The sequence below is a fragment of the Streptomyces sp. DF42 genome, from assembly GCF_058267695.1.
In genome coordinates, this window is the sequence record NZ_CM177859.1 from 248,679 (window position 1) to 272,236 (window position 23,558).

Sequence of the window (23,558 nt, forward strand, 5' to 3'; positions counted from 1 at the left end):
GCGTCCGGCGGTCCCGGATGCGGCCGTACAAGCCCTGGTCACGACGGTGTGTGGGCTATGTTGAAGCACTGTGGGAGACAAAGGAGGCACACCGGTGCCATCGCCGCAGCAGGCACGCGCACAGGCATCCGCGATCACCTCGGGCAAGACGGCTCCTGAGGTGGAGGCCGCCCCGGCCTCCCAGCTCAGGACGCTCTTCGACCGGCCCCGGCTCTCCCCCGGGCAGCGGCGCATCGCCCAGTATCTGATCGAGCACATCACCGAGGCGGCGTTCCTCTCGATCACCGACCTCGCGGATCGCGTGGGCGTGAGCCAGCCGTCGGTCACGCGTTTCGCCGCGGCGGTCGGCTTCAGCGGCTACCCGGCGCTGCGCGAGAAGCTCCAGTCGATCGCCCTCGGCACGCTGGCCGGCGGCCCCGCCGCCACCGAGGAGAACGGCAGCAACGAGCTGCAGGCGGCCGTCGACGCCGAGATCGAGAACCTGGAGAACCTGCGGCGCGACTTCGCCGACCCCGACCAGCTGATCGCCATCGGGCGCCTGCTGGCGGCGTCCACCCCCCTGACCGTCCTCGGGCTGCGTATCTCCGGCTCGCTCGCCGAGTACTTCGCGTACGCGGCACGCCGTATCCACCCGGACGTGCGGCTGGTGACGCGGGGCGGCAGCGTCGCCTACGACGCGCTGTTGCAGTCGCGCGAGGCGGGCGGCATCTGGGTACTGGCGTTCTCCATGCCACGGCACGCCCATGAGACCCTCACGGCCGTACGCGTCGCGCGCGGCGCCGGGTTGAAGGTCGCCCTGGTCACGGACCTGGCGCTGGGGGCGGTGGCCGACGAGGCGGACGTCGTCTTCGCCACCGGCACCGGTTCCCGCCTGGTCTTCGACTCCTACGCCGCGCCCGGCGTGATCGCCGCCGCGCTGCTGCAGGCCATGACCGACGCGGACCCCGAGCGCACCCAGGCCCGGCTCGAGGAGTACGAGCAGATCTCCGACCAGCACCAATTCTTCCTGCGTGACTGACGGTCCCCGCCTGCGGCGCGACACCCCTCACCCCGCGCGCACCCCGCACTCACTCCTGTTATGCGGCATGACAAAAGGACCTTTCACAACAAATCACGCATGAATGTTTTCATGCGTCTTGCAAAGCGGACGGCATATATAAATACTGCTCACGCGTCACCCCGGACACCCGAAGCCGCCGTCTCCTACCCGCGTCGGCGCCCAGGATGTCCGGTCGGGCCTCGTTTTCCGTGCGAGCGCCCTTGGCGGCCCCGGTCATCCCCTGGACCGGGGCCGCCCGACCACGTCGGACCAACCCTCCCGACGCCGCACACCGGAAGCGATGATCATGCAACTGACGACCACGCGCATCAGCCCTGACTGGCCGTGCCAGGTCAAGACGCCCGGTTCCTACGACTGGGAGCGCTCGGCGGCCAGGTGGCTGCGCGAGCTCGTGCCCGCGCGCTACGCCAGCTATCCGGCCCTGATCCGCCACCCCGTGCTCCTGGCCCGCCATGCGCAGATACAGGTCCAGCACGAGATCCGGGTCGCGCGCACCGCCCTGCAGACCGCGCGCGCGGACCTGCCGGCGCTGGGCCTGCACGAGTCGGTCATCGAGCACACGATCAAGCTCTACGCGGCAGAAGTGCTGCAGCTCCAGCACATCGCGCGCAGCGTCCGTACGGTCACCCAGGCCCTGGTCGAGTCCGGCCGCTGACGGCATCCCGCCCTCGCGTCACTCCTCGAACTCCCGCTCCCAGCCGGTGCAGGCATTCCTGGTCCCACCCCTGCCCGGGGGGCTCCGGGGCAGTGGCCGTGGCGGGTGCGCGGACGCTGCCGCCGCCCGTACCGTCCAGATCGTCAACGCGACGCCTGCGAGCTTCCCTTTTCGGGTGAAGCCCGGGTCGGCGAGACCACGATCGAAGACCTCTCGATGTGCGATGCTCGACGCGTGACGAGCGAGCCCGCAACGCCGGCGGAGTCCCGCCCCGCCCCGGACACCGTTGCGCTGGCCAAGGTGGTCGCCAGGCAGCGCGCCGAGATGGACCGGCTGCGCGACCTGGCCGCCAAGGCGGCCGTCCTGGAGCAGGCCAGGGGCGCCGTCATGGCGTTGACCGGCTGTTCCCCGGACGCCGCCGAGGAGGAGCTGCAGCGACGCGCCGCGGAAGGGACCCGCACACTGCTCGAGGAGTGCTGGGTCACCCTCGGCGGCCTGGCAACCTCACCGGCCACCGCACCCCGACCGGACGCCGACCTCACCCCCGAGTCCTCCCCCGCCTCCGCACACCACGTGGCCACCACCGACGAGGGTTCGGCGGCCCTCGGCCCGCTCGGCCGGGAACTCGTCCATGTGGCCACACCGCAGGATCTGGCCCGGTGTCTGCTGGAGCATCTCGCGCCGGAGGTCGGCGCCGGCGCCGTCATGATCTACTCCCTGCTCTCCTCGGGAGGCCTTGAGCTGATCGGGCACGCCGGCATCGACGACACCCTGGCCACCCAGTGGCAGCGGGTACCGCCGCTGGCCGGGGTTCCCGCGCTCGACGCGCTGCGGGCCGGGGAGCCGCGCTGGCTGGAGGACGCCAAGGCGGACCGGAAACGCTATCTGATGATCGGGGATTCGCCCGAGCGCTGGCCGACCCGCGCCTGGCTGCCCCTGCCCACCGGTGACGCGCCGGACGTGTGCATCGGGGTCCTGCGCACCCGCGTCGGGCCGTTCAGCGCCGGCGTCCGGCAACACCTGCACGCGGTGGCGCAGTTGTGCGCCGGGCGGCTGCGCGCGTTCGACACCCGCTCCCAGGACCTGGCCGACGCCTCGGTGGACACGGTGCAGGCCGTGTTCGGCGCGCTGCCGGACGCGGCGATGCTGCTGACGCCGCTGCCCGCCGCGTCGGGAGACATCAAGGACTACCGCATCGACGCCGCGACCACGCAGGCCGTCGATGTCGTCGGGCGCGCCGGGCGGGAACTGATCGGCCGTCGGTTCCGCGAGTGCTGTCCGGCGCTGGCGACCGAGCCCCTGTGGCAGGGCATGCGCCGAGCGCTCACCACGGGGAAGCCGTACGAGAGCGAGCCGTTCGCGCACCAGGAGGTCGTGGACGGGGTCGCCGAGCTGTCCACCTACTCGGTGCGGGCGGCGCGGCTGGGCGCGGGGCTGGTCATCACGTGGGTGCGGCACGGCTCCTCCGACCGGCAGGAGCAGCGCCTCGCGGACGTGCAGCGGCTGGGCAGCCTCGGCTGGGCGAGCTGGAATCTGGTCACGCACGAAGTCACCTGGTCCTCCCAGGTGTTCACCCTCTTCGACCGGAACCCCGCGTGCGGGCCGGTCGGCCTCACCGAGCTCCCGGAGCTCACCCTGCCCGAGGACGTGCCCGCACTGGCCCACGCCATCGCGGAACTCCTCGGCGAGGGGCGGACGTTCGACATTCCGTTCCGCATCAGGACGGCGAGCGGGCTGCGGCATCTGCGGGTCGTCGCCGAAGCCGTGCCGGACGTCGCCGGAACGCCCGTCGAGGTGCACGGCGTCGTACAGGACCTCACCGCACAGCGCAGCGCCGAGCTCGCCCTCGTGGAGAGCGAGCGGGCGATGCTCACCCAGCACGACGTGCTGCGTGCCGAGCGGACGCTGGCGGGCCGGCTGCAGCACGCCCTGCTTCCGCTGCCGATCCGGCCCGTGCGCCTGGCCGGGCTGCGCGTCGAAGTCGCCTATCTGCCCGCCCAGTCGGGCATCCATGTCGGCGGTGACTGGTTCAGTGCCATCGAACTGCCCGACGGGGACGCCCTCTTCGTGGTGGGCGACGTCGCCGGGCACGGCATCGACGCGGTCGCCACCATGGCCCAACTCCGCTTCACCGCCAAGGGCATGGTGATCACGGGGTCCTCGCTGACGGGTGCGCTCGACCGGCTCAACACGCTGCTGCTGCACTCCCGTGACTCCCACGGCACCGCGACGCTGGTCCTGGCCCGCTACAACTCGGCGGAGCGACGCCTGGTCTGGGCTCAGGCCGGTCATCCGCCGCCTCTGCTGCTGCGTGGCGGTCAGGTGCGCTATCTCGACCGTCCCCGCGGCATGCTGCTCGGGGCGAGTGCGGCACCGGTCTACGTGGAGGCGGAGTGCCGGCTCGAACCGGGCGACCGCGTCATGCTCTACACCGACGGCCTGGTCGAGCGGCCCGAGGAGAGTATCGACCGGGGCCTCAAGCGGCTCTCCGAGGCCGTCCTGAGCCACCATTCCGACGACCCCGGTTCCCTGTCGCTGGGGCCGCTGCTCGCCGCGATGCTGGAGGGCGAACGTCGGGACGACGTCTGTCTCCTCGACATCAGGGCTCCGATGGATCTGGAGCAGAGGGCTCCGGAGTAGACGGCCCGCGGTGCGGACGGTGACGCGGCTCGGTGGCCGGTCACCGTTCACTCGTCGCCGCGATGGCGCCAGTACCAGAACGCGCCCACGACCAGGGCCACCAGGAACAGGACGGGCAGGACCAGGCCCGGGATGCGGGAGCCGTTCATGGGCGTGGCTTTCGGGTCGAACGGGCGGGGCGCCGGGTGTGTCGCCCCCGTGTCCAGGGTGACGTGTGGCAGTCCGCCGCTCACCGGGATTTCCGCACCCGTTGCCCCGTGTTCGAGGGCCGACGGCCCGCCGGTCAACCGGTGCCGGAGGCCGTCCGGGACTCCAGCGCCTGCCGGGTGTCGTCACCGTAGACGCCGTCCTCGTCGCCTCTGATGCCGTACCAGAGCTGGAAGCGGGCCACCGCCTCCCTGAGAGTCGCGTCGTACGTGCCGTTCGTGGAGCCGTCCTTGTAGACGTCGGGGATGTGCAGCAGGCGTTCCTGCAGGTCGGTCACCGACGGGCCGCTGTCGCCCTCGCGGAGGGTGCCGGCGCCGTCGGGGTCCGCCGGGCCGGGAGCGGCGGCGGAGGCGGTCGCGGTCGGCTGCGCGGACGCGGTGGGCTGGGCGGACGCGGTGGGGCGGGGCTCCTGCGCGGCCGCCTTGTCGTTCCTGCCGACCAGCAGCAGGGCGCAGCCGAATCCGACGAGGGCGGCCGCGGAGACGGCGACCGTCACGGCGGCACGGCGCAGTCCGGGCCCGAACCCCAATCGGCCGCCTGCGCGCGGTGGGTCGACGTCGCGGGTGCGCACGGGCGGGAGTTCCTGTGTCTCGCCCTCGTCCCAGGACCGCGGGTCCCGCACGGCGGCGGACTCGAGATCGGCGCGGCTCTGCTCCATCTCCCGGAACAACTCCGCCAGGGCGTCGGTGCGGCGCGGGCGCAGGACAATGATCGGTTCCAGCGGCGGGCGGTCGTGCGACGACCCTGATACAGGCGGTGTGGGCACAGTGCTCTCCTTACGCCCCGTGGCAGGGGCCTCCACCGTCCCCCGAGGAGTGATACGCGGCTGCCGCCCCGGGAGTTCAGCGGATCCCGGTCTCCCTCGACCTCGGCGCCGAAGTGGGGGCGCGCCCTCAGACCTGGTTGCGGAGGAAGCGGTGCAGGGACCTCTTCATCGTGTTGACGAAGGCGTCCCGTGCCGGGTGCGCCAGCGCGTCCAACGACAGATACGGGTTGAGGTCCTCCAGCTCGACCAGCAACAGCTCACCGCCGGGCGCCCGGCATGCGTCCACGCGCTGGATGCCGTGGTCGACGGTGTTCCAGTCGATGAAGAACGGGCGAACGCGAGGTCGTCGTCCGTCGGATCGTAGGGTTCCAGCTGCCAGCGTCGGTCGGGGTGCGGCGCGTACAGGGCGTACTGGAAATCGTGGTCGACGAAGTAGAAGGACACCTCGTAGGCGAAGTCGACACACGGCTGGACGAGAACGTCTCCGACCACGAGGTCGCACAGCTGGTCCGCGGAGACGATCCGCAGACCGATGGAGTCTGCGCCGAGCTTGGGCTTGACGACGTAGCGGTCCGTCCCGGGCAGCCGGTGCAGGTCCTCGGTGCGGTCGACGGTGGGGATGACCGGGTAGCGCGCGGCGGTGAGGTCGAGCAAGTACTGCTTGCCTGCCATGCCGGCCTTGCCGGAGAGCTGGTTGTAGACGCGCGCCCCGCTGTCGATCGCCCGCTCACGGAAGTCCTCGTACGCCTCCCGGTAGGCCAGGACGGGTCCGCTGTTGCGTACGACGACCGTTTCGAAGGCACCCATGAGTGCGGCCGCGTCCAGTGGATGGCACAGGGCGAGGTCGAAGTCCTCCCGCAGGCGCGAGGTGAGGAAGATGTCCTCGTCGCCATAGCGGCGCCCGCGTGCCGGGTACGCCAGGTCGGTGACGTAGAGGATGCGGGGGCGGGCGCGTGCCGTGGGTGCTCCTCGGCGGCTGCGGATGCCGCAGGGTATGCCGCCGCGCTCCTGCCGCGCAAACGTCTGACCTGGGGATTCAGCCGGGGTTGAGCGCCCCGCGGCCCACAGCTCCCTGACCGGCTCGACCTCCCGCGGCGCTGGTCGACGTGCCGTCGCATGGGTTCCCCCCGGGGGGCCATACGATCGCAGCTGAAAGGTGAGAGCACTGAGTTCCCCTCCGGGGCTGCACTGAGTGCCATCAGCGCCGTCCGATGCTACGTTCCGTCCATGAATACGGAGGCGGCGGCCGTGAAGCCACCGATGCGGGACGCCCTGGTGGCGGCGGCGTTCCAGCTGTTCCTGGAGCGGGGCTACGAGCAGACGACCGTCGACGACATCGTGGCGCTCGCCGGTGTGGGACGGCGGTCGTTCTTCCGTTACTTCCCCTCCAAGGAGGACGTGGTCTTCCCCGACCACGAGCGGTGCCTGGCCGACATGACGGCCTTCCTCGCCGAGAGCGGTGAGGCGGAGGAGCCCGTGCACCGGGTCTGTGACGCGGCCCGTCTCGTCCTGCGGATGTACGCCGAGAACCCGACGTTCTCCGTGCAGCGCTACCGCCTCACCAAGAAGGTGCCGGGGCTGCGGGCGTACGAGCTGTCCGTGGTGTGGCGTTACGAGCGTGCCCTGGCGGAGTACCTGCGTACCCGTTTCACCGGCCGCGACAGGACCCTGCGGGCCGACGTGATCGCCGCCGCGGTGGTGGCGGCGCACAACAACGCGCTGCGGTCCTGGCTGCGTTCGGACGGGAAGGGCGACTCCGACGCCGCTGTGGACCACGCTCTGGGGTACGTCCGGGCGGCGTTCGGCGGCGCCCCTCCCGCACACCACGGGGCAGAGGAGCCCGAGGACGTCGTGGTCGTCGTCTCCCGCCGGGACGCACCCCTGTGGCGGGTCGTCCAGGAGATCGAGTCCGCGCTGGGACGAAATTGAGGGTACGGAGTGCCTTTACGCGTGACACTGAGTGCCATACATTGTGGGCGTGCACGGTGGCACGGTGAGCCGCGCACGTGCGTGCACGGTTGACCCGCGCACGTGGGATTCCGGCCGAGCGCAGGGAGTTGACCAGCGTGTACCACTACTCAGGAAACGTTGCTATGCAGGCAGCCGGCTCCGCGGCAGCCGTCCTCGAACCCATGACGCCCGATTCGGACGCGGTCCTCTTCCAGCGCTGCACGTGGTGCGGCACCGCCACCTACCACCGGCTGCTGTGTCCGGTCTGCCAGGGCGGCGAGCTGCGGACGGAGCGCAGTGCGGGCACGGGCACGGTCCGCCACGCCACGGTCGTGCACCGCAACACCCCTGCCGCGCGCAACGTGTCGCTCGTCGAGATGGCCGAGGGGTTCGTCGTGCGCGGCCGGGTCATGGGTCCGCTCATCGGCATCCACAGCGGTGACCGGGTCCGGCTGTCCACGGCCAAGGACCCGGTCCGCGGCGAGCCGGTCTTCCAGCTGATCGACGAGCCCTACCGCGCCTGGTCCTGAGCGCCGCCCGGTCCGGCGCCGGCCGCCGGGCAGCACTTCCCTTGCGGTTACATACGGGCCCGGACCCGCTCTACCCTGGCTTCGCATGACCGACTCCGAGATCGAGATCACCGCAGACCTCGTCCATGACCTGCTGCAGGAGCAGCATCCGGACCTCGCAGGACTGGCCATCCGCGAAGTAGCGGGTGGGTGGGGCAACCAAATGTGGCGCCTCGGGGACGAGTTGGCCATGCGCATGCCGCGTACAGAAGGTGCCCCCGATCTCCTGCGCAAGGAGTGCCGGTGGCTGCCCGTCCTGGCCCCGCGCCTGCCGCTTCCGGTCCCCAACCCCGTACGGGTCGGTGAACCGTCCGCGCGCTTCCCGAAGCCCTGGGCCATCATGACGTGGGTCCCCGGCGAGCCGCTGGACCACACCTCCATCAGCCGCGGCGACCACGCGGCCGACACTCTGGCGGGCTTCCTCAAGGCACTCCATGTGGAGGCGCCCGAAGACGCGCCGATCAGTGAGGACCGCGGCGGCCACCCCAAGAAGTGCACGGACGGCTTCGACCACTTCTTCCACGCCGTCGTCCCCGACGACCTCGCCGACGATGTCCGGGCCGTCTGGGACGACGCCGTCGCGGCGCCCGAGTGGGAGGGGCCGCCGCTCTGGGTGCACGGCGATCTTCATCCCGCGAACGTCGTGGTCTCGGACGGGACGCTCTCGGGCGTGATCGACTTCGACGCCATGTTCGCCGGCGATCCGGCGTGGGACCTCGCGGCCGCATGGGTGCTCCTTCCCGCTGACGCCGCCTCACCCTTCTTCGAGGCATACGCGCGGGCAGACCGGGGGACGATCCGGCGCGCCCGCGGGTTGGCTGCTCTGAAAAGCCTGTTCCTCATGCTGATGGGCCAGAACGGAGACCGCGGCCTTCCTGGTGGCAAGCCGACGTGGGGCCCCGCAGGCCGGGCAGCGCTCGATCGTGTCCTGAGAGGCGGTTCGACCTAGGCTCGGAGCGACCGAGTCTCATCCGATATTCGGTGCCGGAGCTGGCGCGATCTCCGTGAGAAGGCCACGGTCACGAAACCTGACCGCTCGTTTGCGGCTGATGGCACGGCCCGCACCGGCACCCCTCATCGCCCCCACAGCCCAGGTATCAGATCCCGCAGGGCCACCGGCCGCCCCGTCTCGAAGCACCTGTTGGCCGCGACTCCCACGGCCAGGGCGAGGGCGCCGTCCCGTTCGGTGGCCGTGGGGTGGGCCCCATTCTCCGGAGCCGTCGGCATGCCGGTGTCCACGGGGCCGAGCAGGGCGTCGAGCATGCGCGGGTCTCCCCCGCCGTGGGCCTCGTGCGCGGCGTCGAGCGGGATGTCGACCGGAGGCCGCCACAGCGGGCGCAGGGTGAGTCGTGCGCCTCCCGCGTGCTCAGCGGCCGTGTCTCCGTGCAGTGCGCCGCTGTCCGAGGCGACCGGAATCCGGGGCTGGGCCCAGCGGCTCTCCTCGACCTCCAACTCCAGGCGGCCGGCGCTGCCGTTGAACATGACCCGGTAGCCCTCCCACGGGGAGTAGGCGGTGAGGTGGTAGGTCATCGTCGCCCCGCGTGCGTAGCGGACGAGGAGCGCCATGTCGTCCTCGATGGTGACCGGGCCGCCGAAGACGTTGCGGTCGCGGAGGTATCCGTCGTCCTGCTCGGCGTCCAGATAGAGGGCGCGGAGGGTGTCGTTGGCGGTGAGGTCCAGGGCGAACGGGTCCGAGTCGGCGGGGGCCGCCCCGTGGGCGCGGTCGTAGTCGCGGCGCAGTCCGTGGCGTTCGCCCGCCTCGGAGCCGTAGAAACCGAGCCGTCCGTAGCCGAACACCTCGTGCGGCTCGTCGGCGAGCCACCAGTTGACGAGGTCGAAGTGGTGGCTCGACTTGTGCACCGTGAGACCACCGCTGTTCCGCTTCTCGCGGTGCCAGCGGCGGAAGTAGTCGGCGCCGTGGCGGGTGTCGAGGAGCCACTCGAAGTGCACGGACAGGATCTCGCCGACGGCGCCGTCGGCGAGCAGCGCGCGCACCGTCTCGTGCACCGGGTTGAAGCGGTAGTTGAAGGCGACAGTGAGGGAGTTTCCGGTGGCCTCGACCGTGTCGAGGATGCGCGTGCAGCGGTCCGCGTCGACGGTCATGGGCTTCTCGGTGACGACGCGGCAGCCCGCCCGCAGCGCGGGCACGATGTAGCGGTCGTGTGCCGCGTCGACGGTCGTGACGACGACCTCGTCGATGTCCTCCTTGGCGAGCATGTCGGTGAAGCGGTCCGGTTCCCACTCGGTGGCGGCGGGTTCACCGGCGGCGGCCAGCACCCGGTTGTGGAAGGCCATCCGCGTCGGGCTCGGGTCGCACAGGGCGGCCACCAGATGGCCCGGGCGGGCGGCGAGGCCACGGGTGAAGGTCTGGGCACGGCTGCCGGTCCCGACGATGGCGGCGCGCAAAGGAGTTCGGCTCATTGAGGGGTCCTGTCCCGAAGCCCCGGGGCCCATGCCCCCTTCCCCGGTTGGCCTGATGGCACTGCGGGGCACCACCCGAATCTCCGGGCACAGGCAACCCACGGACACCCCGAGTCGTCCTCCGGAACACGAGCGGCCCCGCCGACCAACGGGGCGCCTTTGCATCGGACGTGAGGAGGGCAACCTTGTTCCGTGCCCGGCGAATATGGGTCACCGCTGCGGCGGTACTCGCGGTGGCGGGGGGATCGCCAGGGCTGGCACAGGCGGCACCGCCGCAGGCCGCCAGACCCTCTGTGGCAGCCGCCGACAGCGACGGCGGTCTCCCGCCGGGCTGGCGGATCACCGGCACGAACGGCGCACGACAACTCGTCTGGCGCTCGACCGCCCGGGTGCCGATGGGGGACGCACGCGTCGGTTTCTATTCCGGGCCCTGCGGGTGATCGTGCCGCCAAACTCCGCCGGCACTCGGCTCGACGTGGCCCTGACCGACACCCACGGCAGGCGGGCCGCGCTCGGCCGCGTCCGTGTCGAGGGACTGCCGGGCAGCGCGCTGACCGCCTCCTACTGGGCCCGCGAGGTCCGCGTCCCGCTGACCGCCGCCGCCCGGGCCGGTCTCGACCTGATGCACGTCAAGTCCGCCACGAGGGACGTGGACCCGCAATGGCTCGACTCCGTCGCGAGCGAGAAGGGCCGGACCCGGAGCGTCCGCTGTCCCAGGCCTCCGTCTACCTGTCCGTCGAGGTGCCCCCGGGTGAGCTGAGTGCGGAGCTGACGCTGCCCACCATCAGGGACCAGGTGACGGAGCCCGCCGAGTCCGTCCGCCTGCAGCTGCTCGGCAGCAACGATGGGCCGCAGCCCGGCGAGACGGTGCTGACCGGCACGGTGCTGGACGGGTCGTAGGACGGGATGCGCCGTGATGACGGCCGTGCGGTTCCTCTCGGGAGGACCGCGCGGCCGTCCGCGTTTCAGGGCTTGAGCCTCACCCGGATACCGACGGTGCCCTTCAGGCCCCGGCGCAGGCGGCTGCCGAGGAGGGTGAGGCGGCCGGTGATTCCGTACTTGCGGGCGATGAGTTCGCGGTAGCGGGCGACGGTCGCCTCGTCGCCGATCTCCGCGGTGGCGGGGACCTGGCTGCCGGTGGGGTTGCCGCGCAGGTCACAGGGGCCGACGAGGATGTCGGCGCGGGCCCGGATCCGCTTCACCTTCCAGGAGTCGGCGGGCGTCCACACACCGAGGGTGTCGCCGTCGCGCACCACCCACACCGGGGTGGCGACCGACGTGCCGTTCTTGCGGTAGCTGGTGATCAGTACGTACTGGCCCGCACCGAGCCGCTCCAGCGACGAGTCGTCCATACCGGGAGTCTAAGCAGGTTCGTCGAAGTCCGGGACCGTGCGGCGGCGCCCTCAGGGACCGGTCGACGCCCCGAGGAGCTCGAGGTAGCGGCGGGCGAAGAGGTAGGCGTCCCCCGGCCAGCGCGCCGTCACAAGGGTGCCGTCCTGGACGACGAAGGCGTGCGTGTCGTCGCTCGCCGTGCCGCGCCGGGTGAGTACCCGGGGGCCGCGCTCGAACCGGGCAGGGTCCGTGAGGGCGGCGCGCACCTCGTCCTCCACGTATGCCGGGTAGGTCCGGTAGTAGCGGCCGAGGCGCCAGGCGGTGGTCAGGTAGGCGGTGCGTTCCATGTACTTGGGCAGGCAGGTCGTCCGGCGGCCGGCCAGGATGCTGCGGCCCGTGCCGGGGTCCTGGGTCCGGGCGAGGACCAGCACTCCGTGGCAGATCGCGCCGACCGGCCGGCCCAGTGGCCAGAAGCGGGCGACCTGCGCCTGCAGCTGAGCCGAGCCGAGGTACTGCCGCATGCCGGGTGCGTGTCCGCCCGGCAGCAGCAGTCCGTCGTACGCCGTCACGTCCACCTCGGCCCAGGCGACCGTGGCGGTGAACTCCGGTGCCGCGGTGAGCTGTTCGTAGCACCTCCTGGGTTCGTCCTCCGCGCCGAGCTGCCCGAAGAGCACCCCGGTCAGCAGCCGTGGATCGGCGGCGGGCCGGGTTCCGGCATGCTCGGTGGCGAAGACGACCTCGTGTCCGGCGTCGGTGAGCAGCCGCCAGGGCACGGCCACCTCGGTGACGTCGAAGTCGTGGTCGGGGACCGGCATCAGCACGCGCATGGGGTCATCATGACAGGGCGACGCCACATGTCCATGACACCCCGCCTGCTACCTGGTGCACCCTCCGCGTGGTGCACGCTCCGCCTGGTGCACGCTGCCGCCCGGCGCGCCTGCCTCCGGTTCAGTCGAGTGCCGCCGCCATCCGCCGTACGCCTTCGGTGATCACCTCGGGCGAGGTCCCCAGGTTCAGGCGTACATGCCCCGCGCCGCCGGTGCCGAAGGGAATCCCCGAGTTCACGGCCACCCTCCCCCGCTCCAGGAACACGGCCGCGGGATCGTCGCCGAGGCCGAGGGCACGGCAGTCGAGCCAGGCCAGGTAAGTGGCCTCGCCCGGCCGGTGGGCGACGGCCGGGAGGTGTTCGGCGAGCAGATCTGCGAGCAGCCGCCGGTTGTCGTCGAGGCCGGCGAGCAGCGCGTCCAGCCAGGGGGTGCCGTCGGTCAGCGCGGCCGTGTGGGCGATGACGCCGATGTGGCTGGGGCCGTGGCTGACCTCCTCGGGCAGCCGGGCGAGGTCGGCGGCGGCCGCGGGGCCCGCGAGGGCGAGCGCCGCCTTCAGCCCCGCCAGGTTCCACGCCTTCGACGCGGACATGAGGGACAGCCCGTTCTCCGCGCCGGGCACACTCAGGTACGGCACGAAGTCCACGCCCGAGGCGGTCAGCGGGGCATGGATCTCGTCCGCCACCACGCGCACCCCGTACCGGTCGGCGAGGGCCGCCACGGCGGCGAGTTCCTCGGCGGTGTGCACGGTTCCGGTCGGGTTGTGCGGGCTGCACAGCAGGTAGGCGGCCCGGCGACCGCCGGCGACCGCCTGCCGGAAGGTGTCCTCGAGCGTGCCGAGGTCGATGCGCAGGTCCGAGCCGAGCGGGACCTGTCTGACCTGCCGGTCCATGTGCTCGATGAACTGGTGGAACGGCGGATACACCGGTGAGTTCACGACCACGGGATCCCCGTGCCCGGTGACCAGCTTGAGCATCTCGACGACACCCAGCATGACGTCGGGCACGATCGCCGTGCGCTCCACGGCGAGCCCGTCCCACCCCCACCTCTTCTCGGCGAAGGCGGCGAGCGCCTCGGCGTAGGCGGTGCCCGCCGGGTAGCCGGTGTCCCCGAGCGCGAGCGCGTCGGTGACCGCGCGGACGACGGGTTCGGCGAGCGGTACGTCCATCTCGGCCACCCACAGGGGCAGCACGTCGGCCGGGTAGGTGCGCCACTTCATGCTCGTACGACATCGCAGGCTCTCGAGGGAGAGTGCGCGGAGGGGATTCGGTTCACCGGACGTGTCGTGCGGGATCCTGGTCATGGGGCACAAGATAGGGGGCGCCGGGGCGACCTGGAACGGCCTGTTCCGCGGGGCGACAGGCACCCTGCGCCGAAAAGATCCCCTCCTCGCCCTCGGCAGACATCAACTCCGCCGTCTAGATTGCCAGTTGTCGTCGTACGTACCGCATCATCAGGCACTCCTGGAGCAGACCTCGTGACGGAGAACCCGGCAGTCACCGAAGATCCGGCCGCGTCGCTGCGCAGACGCATCGACACGGTGCGCCCGCACACGGCCCGGATCTGGAACTACTGGCTCGGCGGAGGCGACTACTACGAGGTCGACCGGGTGGCCGGCGACCGGATCCGCGAGCTCCATCCGGCCATCGGCGAGTACGCCCGTGCCGACCGTCTCTTCCTGGGACGCGCCGTGCGTCATCTCGTGGCCGACGCGGGGATCAGGCAGTTCCTCGACATAGGCACCGGCCTGCCCACCGCCGACAACACGCACGAGGTCGCCCAGCGTCTGGCCCCGGACGCGCGGATCGTGTACGTCGACAACGACCCGCTCGTCCTGGCCCATGCCCGCGCGCTGCTCACCAGTTCGCCGGAGGGCCGCACCGATCATCTGGACGGGGACCTGCGCAACGTCGAGTCGGTCCTGGAGCAAGCCGCCGACACCCTGGACCTCACCCGGCCGGTGGCTCTGATGCTGCTAGGAGTGATCATCTTCCTGCGCGACGACGAGGACCCGTACGGTGTCGTGCGGCGGTTCATGGAGGCGCTGCCGTCCGGCAGCCATCTCGTCCTGTCCCACACCATCACCGGCCCCGGGCTGCCCGAGGTGGACGCGGCGGTCCGGTTCTGGAACGAGCACGGCACCCCCTCGCTGACCCAGCGCACCCCAGAGGCGGTGGCCCGCTTCTTCGACGGCCTGGAGCTGCTGGACCCGGGCGTGGTCTCGTGCTCGCGCTGGCGTCCCGAGCAGACGCACGGGGGCGGACCGCGGGAAGTGGCCATGTACGGCGGGGTGGGCCGCAAGCGCTGAGAAGATCACCCGCGCGCTGAACGCGATCGCCCGCTGCCACGTATGGACAGAGGGCACTCAACGACCGGAGGGCCCCGTGGCGTTGACGCCGCGCGTTCGGGTTCGGGAGCCATGCATGAGGCACGCACGACGACGGATCGTCCGGCGAGTGACGCGACTGGCGGCCGTCGGCGGACTCCTCCTGGGAGGAGCGATGGTGACGCAGGCCGCCATGGCGAGCGAACCGTCCGGCACCTCCGCCTTCCCGCTCAGCGACTCCGGGACCTCGGGCAACCCCGGTGCCGCGCTCGTGTCCAGGCTCGGCACGGCCCGCACGGCAGGCACCTGGATCGGCACCGACGGACGTCCGGTCGTCGCGGTGACCGACGCGAAGGCGGCGGCGGAGGCCGAGCGCGTGGGGGTCGCGTCGAAGATGGTCGGCCACAGCATGAACGAGCTCAGGGCGGCCGCGGCGACGCTGCGTTCGGCGCCCCGCGTCGCCGGCACGGCGTGGGTCATGGACTACCGGACGAACCAGGTGGTGGTGCAGGCCGACAGCACCGTCTCGGCCACCGACTGGTCGGGCATGACCAAGACGGCGACCGGGATCGGCAGTTATGTCCGCATGGAGCGCACCCAGGGCGAGTTCACCACCCGGCTCAACGGGGCCTCACCGATCCTGTCGACCGGCGGGCGCTGCTCGGCGGGTTTCAACGTGACGAACGGCAAGAGCGACTTCATCCTCACCGCCGGCCACTGCGGGCCGACGGGGTCCATCTGGTTCGCGGACAACCAGGGCAACCAGCAGCTGGGCAGGACAGTCCAGCAGAACTTCCCGGGCAGCGACTTCTCCCTGGTCCAGTACGCGAACGGCACGGCGGGCAACGGAGCCGACATCGTGGCCATCGGCAAGGGCAACGGTGTGCGGATCACCGGCGTCGCCGACCCGGCCGTCGGACAGCGGGTGTTCCGCAGCGGCAGCACCAGCGGACTGCACGACGGCGAGGTCAAGGGGCTCGACGCCACGGTCAACTACCCGGAGGGCACCGTCACCGGCCTCATCGAGACGAACGTGTGCGCCGAACCCGGGGACAGCGGCGGCCCGATGTTCTCCGACGGCATCGCACTGGGCCTGACCTCGGGCGGCAGCGGCGACTGCACCTCGGGCGGCACGACGTTCTTCCAGCCGGTGACGAAGGCGATGCAGGCGCTCGGCGTCCAGATGATCGTGTCGAAGCAGGCCGCCGGGCAGGGCGCCGCGCAGACGCCCGCGCCGTCCGCCTCGGCCACGCACAGCGCGATCGCACCCGGTGCCACCTCCCCCGGTTCGCCGGCTCCCACGACGGGTGCCGCGAACGGTGAGACGCTGCTGGCCCGGCTCGCGAACCCCAAGAACGTCGGCCCCGGCATGCTGGTCATCGGGGGCAGTCTGCTCGCGCTGGTGGCCACCCGCTACATCCGCGCCGAGCAGGACCGCAAGGAGTACCGGCGCTACTACTCGGCGCGCTGGAGCTGACCGGTCAGCCGAGCGTCAGCAGGACGGTGGCGGCCGCGGCGCCCAGCAGCCCGGCCGTCTGCCGCGGGGTGACCCGTTCGTGCAGGAGGGCCAGGCCGAGGACGACGGGCAGGGCAGGGTAGAGGGAGGCGAGCACCACGGCGACGGCGAGCAACTGCCGCTGGGCGGCGAGCAGATAGAGGATCAGGCCGAGCGCGGCCCCGGCCCCGACCAGCAGTGCCTGGGCGGTGAGCCGCGGCGGCAGCCGCAGGTGGCGCCCGTGCCGGACGGCGGTGGGCAGCAGCAGGAGGACGGCGGCGACGCGGCCCGCGACCACCGGCCACAGCCCGGCAGCGGGTCCGGCCAGCCCGAGGGCGACGTACTGTACGGCGACGCCCGCGCTGGCGAGCAGGCCCGTCCCGCATCTCCCCGCCCCCGCCGGGCCGGGCCGCTCCCCCGCCGGAGACGAGCCAGGGCGCGGGTACCGTGACGGCTGTGCCCACCCAGGCCAGGGCGCCGGGGCGGTCACCGAGGGCGAGCACTCCGCACAGCACGGACAGGGCGACGCCGGTCACCGCGCTGACGGGCACGACGACGCTCATCGCGCCGCGGCTCAGTCCGCGGTTGAGGTAATGCATGGCGGTGCCGCTTCCGACGCCGGACAGGGCGCCCCACAGCAGGTCGACGGGACGGACGGCGTCCGCGGGCACGAGAAGGGCGGCGGTGCCGGCGAGCAGCAGGCCGCCCAGTTGGCCGAGGAAGGTGATCGCGGTGAAGGGGGCGCGGCGGGACAGCAGCCCGCCGGTGAAGTCGACGATGCCGTAGCAGACAGCCGAGGCCAGTGCGAGGAGAGGGCCCATCCGGTGTGGGGTGCCCCGGTGCGGGGCTCCGATGCGCGGCGGGCCTCAGCCGGTGCTCAGGCCGCTCGCGCCGGCTGTGGGGCCGCGGCGGCCCACTCCAGGACGAGACGCTGGTATTCCTCGCGCTGCTCGCCGCTCAGTGTCCCGCCCGACCGGTGCCACAGGGCCCGGATCTCCTCGTTGACCTCGTCTGCCGAGCGATCGGAGGCGGGTTCAACAGTGGTGGACATGCTGTGAAGCATACGGCTCCGGAGGTGAAGGCGTTGTGAGTAAGCCTAGCCAAAATGGACATATCTGACAGTTCTGGACCGTGTTACTGATCACGTCCATCCGACAAGGCCGGTCGCGGAGTTCACGCCTCGGCCGCTCCCAGCACCAGCACCTGGATCGCCAGGACGGCGGCGCCGCGGGCCCAGTCGTGGAAGTCGGAGACCTTGGTCTCCAGGGGGACCGGGGCGGCCATCGGGTGCCGTTGGACGGTGATCGTCTCCCGCACCGTGTCTCCGGCCACATCCATGAGGCCGACGCCCTCACCCGCGAGCAGGATCTTCTGCGGCATCGCGAAGTTGGCGATCTGGGCGACAAGAGTACCGAGAGCGCGTGCCGCCTCGTCGATGACGCGGGCGGACATGGGCTCGCCTGCGGCGGCGAGGCCGAGGATCTCCTCGTACGTCCGGTCTCGGCCGGTTGCGGCGCGGACCTGGTAGCGGATGCTGGAGACGGTCAGCAGCGAGACGGCGCTGCCGCGCTCGCCGTCGGGGGTGAGCGGCCCGTTGGGGTTGATGATCCAGTGACGGCCGAATCCGCGGTCCTCCTCGGCGCACGACACCCGCCTGCCACCCAGCACGAGGCCGTAGCCGATACCGGCGCCGATCGTGAGGACGACGAAGCGGTCCAGGCCTCGGCCGGCCCCGAACCAGGTCTCGGCCTCGACGAGCGCGGCGACGTCGTTCTCCACGACGACGGGCAGACCCGTGCGCTCCTGGACCAGGCCGGCCAGCGGCACGTCCCGCCACTGCAGGAACGGCGACTCCCCCACCACGGCGCGGTCCTCGACCAGACCGCCCACGCCGATGCCGATGCCCCCGAGGCGCGGCTGGGCGCGGGCGAGTTCGCGCGTCATCTCCGCGAGCAGGTCGGCGACCTCGGCCGGGTCGTGGGTGGTGAGCGGGCGGTCGTGGCGCGCGACGATGTCGCTCCTGAGGGTGGTGACGACGCCGTAGACCCTGTCCTCGGTGATCTTGAAGCCGATGAAGGAGCGGGATTCGGCGACGACGGCCAGGGGCTGCGAGGGGCGCCCCTGACGCACCTCCGCCGGGGATCCGGCCTCGGCGGCCTCGATCAGCAGGCCCGACTCGATCAGCGGCTTGGTCAGCCTGGTGAGACTGCCCGCGGAGAGGTCGAGCCTCCGGGCGAGTTCGGTGCGCGACAGCGGGCCGTGGACCAGCACCTCGATCGCCACCGAGCGCTCACCGGGGCTCAGCGGAAGCCAGCTGGCGGCACCTGTGGTCATGAAGGTCAGACTCCCACATAATTTCTTTTGCCATGAAAGCAATCAGCTCAAGACAGCGAGCCGACGGCCGCCTCGAAGGATTTTTCGTCGAGACCTTGACGTCTGGATTCTTTCGCACCAAAAGTAAGTGGCCGAGGGTGAGCCGCCGCAGCCGAGGGAGTCTTCCGATGCCCATCGCCTCCAGCAGTCCCCCGTCGCGCCCCGCCACCGTCGACAGGAACGGTAAGCGGGGCGACGAGCCCGGCTTCGACGAGAACAACGTCCAGGTGTACGGCCTCGCCACCAACGGCGGCGGGGACGGGGACGGGCAGACCCAGTGGCCACGCCCGACGGCACCCGGGCGGCGGTGGCGGCGTACACGAGGAAGGGCACCCACGTCCCGGCCTTCACGAAGGCGGTCGCCGACAAGAAGGACCTCACGACCCTCCCCGGTCCGATCACCGACTACACGGCCGCCGTGTACGCGTTGATGCACCCGGCCATGCAGGACATCCACGACAACGGCAGGTCCGTGACCAGCCTGAACCAGACCGACAGCCAGATCAATCCGGTTCTCGACCAGTGACTCCACTGATGAAGGGCATGCCTTCCATGACGTTCTCCCTCGGCATCGTCGGTGCCGGCCAGTTCTCAGGCCAGTTCGCCAAGTTGTTCCTGGCCCATCCCGGCGTGAGCAATGTCTACGTCACCGACCTCCTGCCGGAGCGGGCCGAGCAGCTGGCCGCCACCGAAGGCCTCACCGGCACCTTCCCGTCGTACGAGGCGATGCTGGAGTCGACGGCGGTCGACGCCGTCGCGATCTTCACCCAGCGCTGGACGCACGGCCCGCTGGTGCTGCAGGGCCTCGACGCCGGCAAGCACGTGTACTCCGCGGTCCCCATGGCGATCGCCACGGAGGAGATCGCGGCGATCATCGACGCGGTCAAGGCCACCGGACTGACCTACATGATGGGCGAGACCAGCCAGTACAACCCGGCGACCGTGCACGCCCGCAACCAGATCGCGAAGGGCGCCTTCGGGCGGATCTTCTACGCCGAGGGCGACTACGTCCACGACATGGACCTGGGGTTCTACGAGGCGTACCAGTACAGCGGCGGCGAGAACTGGAAGGCGACCGCCAGCTATCCCCCGCTGCTCTACCCGACGCATTCGGTGGGCGGGGTCCTCGGCGCCTGGCAGACGCATGCGGTAAGCGTGTCGGCGATCGGTGTCGTCGACCAGCGCGGCGACGGTGTCTTCGACAAGGACGTCAGCCAGTTCGGCAACGACCTCTCCAACGCGACCGCGCTGTTCGAGGTGGCGGGCGGCGGTTCGTTCCGTACGAACGAGTTCCGGCGGGTCGGCTACCCCTCGCACATCCGCGAATCCCGCTTCCGCTTCTTCGGCACCGACGCGAGCATGGAGCAGCTCGCGACGGTCGCGCTGTGGCAGGACAAGAAGGGCGTCCAGGACATCAGCGAGCTGCTGGAGCCCAAGCCCACCATGGCTCCTGACGATCCGTCACTCCAGCACATCGCGCCGGATCTGCGGGCCGCCTTCACCTCCGGTTCGGCGCCGGTGCACGACCGGGCCCGGCTGCCGCGGGAGTTCGACAACCTGCACAACGGGCACGAGGGCAGTCACCACTTCCTCGTCGACGACTTCGTGACCGCGGTGAACACGCGGTCGCTGCCGTCGGTGAACGCGTGGGTGGCCGCCCGCTACACCCTGCCGGGCATCGTCGCGCATGATTCGGCACGGCAGGGCGGGGCCAGGCTGGAGATCCCGGACTTCGGGGACGCGCCGGAGAACTGAGTCACCGGGCCGGGTGCCTGCGCTCTGCTCAGGTGCCCGGCTTGCGGCCGTACACGAAGACGTCGTCGCCGGTCTTCAGCAGCGACCAGTACTTCTTGGCCGTGGCGGTGGTCATGTTGACGCAGCCGTGCGAGCCCGGCGGGTTCCACATGCTGAGGTTGACCGAGTGGAAGGCCTGGCCGCCGTCGAAGAACTGGCTGTAGGGCATCGGCACGTGGTAGATGTTCGAGACGTGGTTCTTGTCCCGCCAGTAGATCTTCTTGAGGCCGGTGCGGGTCTCGTAGCCGTCGCGGCCGGTGCGGACCGGGACGGGGCCGTAGACGAGTCTGCTGCCGTCCTGGATCCAGCTGAGCTGGAGGGTGAGGTTCACGCAGGCGATGCGGCCCTTGTTCGTCGGGCACGCGCCGTCCCTGTTGGGGTTGTTCCCAACGGCCTTCTGCTTGTTCATGAGATCCATCACGCCCCAGGTGACGGATCCGGCATAGCCGATGTTCGGCGTGATGCCGTGCTTGGTCTGGAACGCCTTGATGGCCTTGCAGTCGGTGGCGGACTGCCTGCCGTCGACGGTCAGGCCGAGGAACTTCTCGACCTTCTTCTGGTAGGGCCCGGTCGACGTGGTGCAGCCCGTCGCCGCCTGTGCGGGCGCGGTGCCCAGTGCGAGCGCGAGCGGTGCCACCAGTCCGGTGATCCCGAGTGCGACGGCTCCCCGTCTGCGTATGTCCCCCATGGCGTGCCTTGCCTTTCGTCCGGAATGGTCGTCTGATCTGCGGTCTCTGCCACCTAGACCGGCGTCCGGGGCGATCGGTTGCAAGGCCTCCCCACGATGCGACGAAACGGTGACATTCGCAGTGCCCCAGGTCACAGAGTGATGATGGGCACCGCCAGGGCAGCCCTAGGCGTCCCTCTCCTGTCGAGTCGCCCTGAGGAATCCCGTGTTGACCGCGGTGAGGCCACCGTCGACGGTGAGCGCGGTGCCGGTGATCCAGGCCGCGTCGCGGAAGGCGTCGCTTCGACACCCACCTGACCATCACCACGAGCTCCTGGACGTTGCACCGCTCTGCAGGAAGGCATGGCCTGCCGGGCTGAAACAAGATGTCAACGGCCCCAGTACTCGAACAGATCCGAAGAGCCGAAGCTTCGCGGACCCGCTGCTACAAGGGGATTAGGCGTGGTTGCCGAAGTCCTGCAGGGCGTTGACGGAGCCGATGGTGACGACGGCGCCGCGGCCTGAGGCGGCCAGGTGCGGGAGCGCGGCGCGGCAGCAGCGGTAGGTTCCGGTCAGGGTGATGTCGAGGTCGCGGGTCCACGCCTCGTCCGGCCCGTCCTCGAAAAGAGGGGTGTCGGGGGTGCAGCTCGCCGCGCTGTTGACCAGGACGTCCAGCGAGCCGAAGGTTTCGACGGCCTGCGCGACGGCCGCCTCCACGGAGGCCCGGTCTGCCACGTCGCACGCCAACGCCTCGGCCGCCAGGCCCTGTTCACGCAAGTGGGCCGCGGTCCTCTCGGCCTCGGGCGCGTCCGCGTCGGTCACCAGCACCCGGGCCCCTTCCTCGGCGAGCCGCCGCGCTACGGCGGCGCCGATGCCGCGGGCGGCTCCGGTGACGAGAACTGCGTACCCTTCGAAGCGCTTGGTGTCAGCCATGGGCCGAACGTACTCCCCCCAAGATCACAGGGCGGATAGCGTGCGTCCATGTCCGCGTTCGTGCAGCAACTCCCCGCGCTGATAGGTGTCGTGATCGGCGCGCTCGGCTCGTATCTGGCGGTCGTCCGGGGCGACCGGGCCCGCTTCCGCCACGAGCGGGTGGCCCGTTGGGAGGAACGGCGGTTCGCGGTGTACGCGGACTGGGCCCAGGCGTTGAAGCAGCAGGTCGCGCTGACCTACCGGGTGGCGGCGTACCTCGGCAACGATCCGCATCCGCATCCCCTGTCGCCGCAGGACGCGGAGCCGCTGCTCGCCGAGGTCCAGACGGCCCGGGAGCCGCATGGCGAGGCCCTCATCCTGCTGGGCAGCCCGAAGGCCGTGGAGCAGGCCCGGGAGTGGATCGTCGCGGTGCTGGAGATGGAGCGATTCGTACGGGAGGGCACGCGGGATCCCGCGGCCTGGCAGGGCCTGCTGGAGCGACAGCGGGCCGGGCGCGAGGGCTACTACACCTCCGTACGCGACGATCTCGGGCTGCCGCCCGGCCACTCCGCGCGCTGGCCGCTGCCGCCCGTGCCCCCCGCCTGATCTCACCGGTATCCGGTGGTGTCCGCCGGCTTGCCCGCGTCCTGGACCTCGACCAGGTACCGCCAGGCGTCCGGGCGGCTGCCGTCGAGGTCCGTGAAGCCGTACTCCTGGGCGAGTGAGCCGCTGGAGAGGGATTCGCCGTTGCGGCGGGCCACGTCGGGATCGGCCGCCAGGGCCGCGACGGCTCGGCCCACGTAGTGCGGGGTCTCGGAGATGGCGAAGTGGGGGACGCGTTCGAGGGCGTCGCGCCAGTTGTCCTCGCCCACGCCGAACTGGTCGAGCATGATCTCCGAGCGCAGCCAGCCGGGGGTCAGCGCGACGGCGGCGGCGCCGCGGGGCCCGAGTTCGTGGCCGAGGGCGAAGGCCATGCGCAGTACGGACGTCTTGGCGAGGTCGTAGAAGAAGGAGTTCCGGTAGGTGTCGCGGTTGTACTCGGCGGTTCCGTCGGTGACCTCGACGACCAGGCCGCCGGGGCGGCGCAGGAGCAGGGGCAGGGCGTGGTGGCTGGTGATGGCGTGCGTGTCGACCGCGAGCCGCAGGAGCCTGAGTCCGTTGTCGAGGTCGTGCTCCCAGACCGGGCTCTCCCATTCGAAGAGGTTCTCGCCGCCCCAGATGTCGTTGACGAGAACGTCCAGGCGGCCCTGTTCGTCCGCGATGCGGTCGACCAGGGTGCCGACCTGTGCGGGGTCGAGGTGGTCGGTGGGGACGGCGATGCCCTGGCCGCCGGCCTCGGTGACGAGATCCGCGGTGTCCTCGATGGTCTCGGGGCGGTCGTACTCGGAGCGGCGGGCCCGGGTGGTGCGGCCGGTGACGTAGACCGTGGCGCCGGCCGCACCGAGTTCCACCGCGATCCCCCGGCCCGCGCCACGCGTCGCCCCGGCGACCAGCGCCACCTTGCCCCTCAGCGGTGCGGACATGTTCGACCTCCCGTTTCGCACGACTGCTGTCGGAGTCGAGGGTG

Annotated in this window: 23 protein-coding genes and 5 pseudogenes; 13 read left to right on the forward strand and 15 right to left on the reverse strand. The window is 71.2% G+C overall.

Annotated elements, in window-relative coordinates; all coding sequences use genetic code 11:
* Positions 1-94 precede the first annotated feature (94 nt).
* From ACYUED_RS01220 to ACYUED_RS01230, 3 genes are all read left to right on the forward strand, one after another.
* Entirely contained in the window at positions 95-1,018 is a 924-nt protein-coding gene (locus ACYUED_RS01220; protein ID WP_491290463.1) for a MurR/RpiR family transcriptional regulator, read from the forward strand.
* A gap of 322 nt (positions 1,019-1,340) precedes the next feature.
* Entirely contained in the window at positions 1,341-1,715 is a 375-nt protein-coding gene (locus ACYUED_RS01225) for a hypothetical protein (RefSeq protein ID WP_491290464.1), read from the forward strand.
* Positions 1,716-2,039: 324 nt separating this feature from the next.
* Positions 2,040-4,355 (forward strand): PP2C family protein-serine/threonine phosphatase, encoded by a 2,316-nt coding sequence (locus tag ACYUED_RS01230; protein WP_491294782.1) that lies wholly within the window; start codon positions 2,040-2,042, stop codon positions 4,353-4,355.
* 47 nt (positions 4,356-4,402) lie between these two features.
* Here the strand turns inward: ACYUED_RS01230 and ACYUED_RS01235 are convergent, their stop codons facing one another.
* The 3 genes and pseudogenes from ACYUED_RS01235 to ACYUED_RS01245 form a co-directional block, all read right to left on the reverse strand.
* Positions 4,403-4,588 carry a hypothetical protein gene (locus ACYUED_RS01235; protein ID WP_491290465.1) on the reverse strand — a complete coding sequence of 62 codons (186 nt, stop codon included), beginning with the start codon at positions 4,586-4,588 and terminating at the stop codon, positions 4,403-4,405.
* Between the two features lie 50 nt (positions 4,589-4,638).
* On the reverse strand, positions 4,639-5,328 hold the full coding sequence (locus ACYUED_RS01240; RefSeq protein WP_491290466.1) for a peptidoglycan-binding domain-containing protein: 690 nt from the start codon (positions 5,326-5,328) through the stop codon (positions 4,639-4,641).
* Positions 5,329-5,455: 127 nt separating this feature from the next.
* Positions 5,456-6,312, reverse strand: a pseudogene (locus ACYUED_RS01245) (ATP-grasp domain-containing protein).
* A 276-nt stretch (positions 6,313-6,588) separates the two neighbouring features.
* On the opposite strand from ACYUED_RS01245, the gene ACYUED_RS01250 reads away from it, so the two are divergent.
* The 3 genes from ACYUED_RS01250 (at position 6,589) to ACYUED_RS01260 (ending at position 8,796) form a co-directional block, all read left to right on the forward strand.
* Positions 6,589-7,257: a TetR family transcriptional regulator gene (locus ACYUED_RS01250; RefSeq protein WP_491290467.1), complete on the forward strand. Its 669-nt coding sequence runs from the start codon at positions 6,589-6,591 to the stop codon at positions 7,255-7,257.
* A 137-nt stretch (positions 7,258-7,394) separates the two neighbouring features.
* The gene (locus ACYUED_RS01255) at positions 7,395-7,808 is read left to right on the forward strand and encodes a Zn-ribbon domain-containing OB-fold protein (protein WP_491290468.1); all 414 of its coding nucleotides are present in this window, start codon (positions 7,395-7,397) and stop codon (positions 7,806-7,808) included.
* Positions 7,809-7,893: 85 nt separating this feature from the next.
* Positions 7,894-8,796, forward strand: coding sequence for an aminoglycoside phosphotransferase family protein (locus tag ACYUED_RS01260; protein WP_491290469.1), 903 nt, complete (start codon positions 7,894-7,896; stop codon positions 8,794-8,796).
* A 125-nt stretch (positions 8,797-8,921) separates the two neighbouring features.
* On the opposite strand, the gene ACYUED_RS01265 is transcribed toward ACYUED_RS01260, so the two are convergent.
* Positions 8,922-10,268: a Gfo/Idh/MocA family protein gene (locus ACYUED_RS01265; protein WP_491290470.1), complete on the reverse strand. Its 1,347-nt coding sequence runs from the start codon at positions 10,266-10,268 to the stop codon at positions 8,922-8,924.
* Positions 10,269-10,695: 427 nt separating this feature from the next.
* On the opposite strand from ACYUED_RS01265, the pseudogene ACYUED_RS01270 reads away from it, so the two are divergent.
* Together ACYUED_RS01270 and ACYUED_RS01275 are read left to right on the forward strand one after the other, a co-directional pair.
* Positions 10,696-10,905, forward strand: a pseudogene (locus tag ACYUED_RS01270) (hypothetical protein); the annotation flags it as partial.
* A 23-nt stretch (positions 10,906-10,928) separates the two neighbouring features.
* On the forward strand, positions 10,929-11,168 hold the full coding sequence (locus tag ACYUED_RS01275; RefSeq protein WP_491294856.1) for a hypothetical protein: 240 nt from the start codon (positions 10,929-10,931) through the stop codon (positions 11,166-11,168).
* Between the two features lie 65 nt (positions 11,169-11,233).
* On the opposite strand, the gene ACYUED_RS01280 is transcribed toward ACYUED_RS01275, so the two are convergent.
* The 3 genes from ACYUED_RS01280 to ACYUED_RS01290 all read right to left on the reverse strand — a co-directional run bounded on the left by ACYUED_RS01280 (position 11,234) and on the right by ACYUED_RS01290 (position 13,727).
* On the reverse strand, positions 11,234-11,620 hold the full coding sequence (locus ACYUED_RS01280) for a PPOX class F420-dependent oxidoreductase (RefSeq protein WP_491290471.1): 387 nt from the start codon (positions 11,618-11,620) through the stop codon (positions 11,234-11,236).
* Positions 11,621-11,671: 51 nt separating this feature from the next.
* Positions 11,672-12,427, reverse strand: coding sequence for a type 1 glutamine amidotransferase domain-containing protein (locus ACYUED_RS01285; RefSeq protein ID WP_491290472.1), 756 nt, complete (start codon positions 12,425-12,427; stop codon positions 11,672-11,674).
* A 121-nt stretch (positions 12,428-12,548) separates the two neighbouring features.
* Entirely contained in the window at positions 12,549-13,727 is a 1,179-nt protein-coding gene (locus ACYUED_RS01290; protein WP_491290473.1) for a MalY/PatB family protein, read from the reverse strand.
* Positions 13,728-13,901: 174 nt separating this feature from the next.
* On the opposite strand from ACYUED_RS01290, the gene ACYUED_RS01295 reads away from it, so the two are divergent.
* Positions 13,902-14,732, forward strand: a complete 831-nt coding sequence (locus ACYUED_RS01295) for an SAM-dependent methyltransferase (RefSeq protein ID WP_491290474.1) — start codon at positions 13,902-13,904, stop codon at positions 14,730-14,732.
* A gap of 115 nt (positions 14,733-14,847) precedes the next feature.
* Positions 14,848-16,227, forward strand: coding sequence for a S1 family peptidase (locus ACYUED_RS01300; protein ID WP_491290475.1), 1,380 nt, complete (start codon positions 14,848-14,850; stop codon positions 16,225-16,227).
* A gap of 4 nt (positions 16,228-16,231) precedes the next feature.
* Here ACYUED_RS01300 and ACYUED_RS01305 read toward each other — a convergent pair whose 3' ends face one another.
* The 4 genes and pseudogenes from ACYUED_RS01305 to ACYUED_RS01320 all read right to left on the reverse strand — a co-directional run bounded on the left by ACYUED_RS01305 (position 16,232) and on the right by ACYUED_RS01320 (position 18,579).
* The gene (locus tag ACYUED_RS01305) at positions 16,232-16,543 is read right to left on the reverse strand and encodes an EamA family transporter (protein WP_491290476.1); all 312 of its coding nucleotides are present in this window, start codon (positions 16,541-16,543) and stop codon (positions 16,232-16,234) included.
* A 187-nt stretch (positions 16,544-16,730) separates the two neighbouring features.
* Positions 16,731-17,066 (reverse strand): annotated as a pseudogene (locus ACYUED_RS01310) (multidrug DMT transporter permease); the annotation flags it as partial.
* Positions 17,067-17,122: 56 nt separating this feature from the next.
* Positions 17,123-17,308 carry a hypothetical protein gene (locus tag ACYUED_RS01315; RefSeq protein ID WP_491290477.1) on the reverse strand — a complete coding sequence of 62 codons (186 nt, stop codon included), beginning with the start codon at positions 17,306-17,308 and terminating at the stop codon, positions 17,123-17,125.
* 110 nt (positions 17,309-17,418) lie between these two features.
* Complete coding sequence (locus ACYUED_RS01320; RefSeq protein WP_491290478.1) at positions 17,419-18,579, reverse strand: ROK family protein; 1,161 nt, start codon at positions 18,577-18,579, stop codon at positions 17,419-17,421.
* Positions 18,580-18,895: 316 nt separating this feature from the next.
* On the opposite strand from ACYUED_RS01320, the gene ACYUED_RS01325 reads away from it, so the two are divergent.
* Both ACYUED_RS01325 and ACYUED_RS01330 read left to right on the forward strand, forming a co-directional pair.
* Positions 18,896-19,144, forward strand: coding sequence for a hypothetical protein (locus ACYUED_RS01325; protein WP_491290479.1), 249 nt, complete (start codon positions 18,896-18,898; stop codon positions 19,142-19,144).
* Positions 19,145-19,170: 26 nt separating this feature from the next.
* Positions 19,171-20,373, forward strand: coding sequence for a Gfo/Idh/MocA family protein (locus ACYUED_RS01330; protein ID WP_491294784.1), 1,203 nt, complete (start codon positions 19,171-19,173; stop codon positions 20,371-20,373).
* 28 nt (positions 20,374-20,401) lie between these two features.
* Here ACYUED_RS01330 and ACYUED_RS01335 read toward each other — a convergent pair whose 3' ends face one another.
* From ACYUED_RS01335 to ACYUED_RS01345, 3 genes and pseudogenes are all read right to left on the reverse strand, one after another.
* Positions 20,402-21,100 carry a L,D-transpeptidase family protein gene (locus ACYUED_RS01335; RefSeq protein ID WP_491290480.1) on the reverse strand — a complete coding sequence of 233 codons (699 nt, stop codon included), beginning with the start codon at positions 21,098-21,100 and terminating at the stop codon, positions 20,402-20,404.
* Positions 21,101-21,265: 165 nt separating this feature from the next.
* Positions 21,266-21,376: pseudogene (locus ACYUED_RS01340) on the reverse strand (oxidoreductase); the annotation flags it as partial.
* 162 nt (positions 21,377-21,538) lie between these two features.
* A pseudogene (locus tag ACYUED_RS01345) lies at positions 21,539-22,012 on the reverse strand (SDR family NAD(P)-dependent oxidoreductase); the annotation flags it as partial.
* A 48-nt stretch (positions 22,013-22,060) separates the two neighbouring features.
* Between ACYUED_RS01345 and ACYUED_RS01350 the strand changes: the two are divergent.
* Complete coding sequence (locus tag ACYUED_RS01350) at positions 22,061-22,597, forward strand: hypothetical protein (RefSeq protein WP_491290481.1); 537 nt, start codon at positions 22,061-22,063, stop codon at positions 22,595-22,597.
* A 2-nt stretch (positions 22,598-22,599) separates the two neighbouring features.
* Here ACYUED_RS01350 and ACYUED_RS01355 read toward each other — a convergent pair whose 3' ends face one another.
* Complete coding sequence (locus tag ACYUED_RS01355) at positions 22,600-23,514, reverse strand: SDR family oxidoreductase (protein ID WP_491290482.1); 915 nt, start codon at positions 23,512-23,514, stop codon at positions 22,600-22,602.
* Positions 23,515-23,558 lie beyond the last annotated feature (44 nt).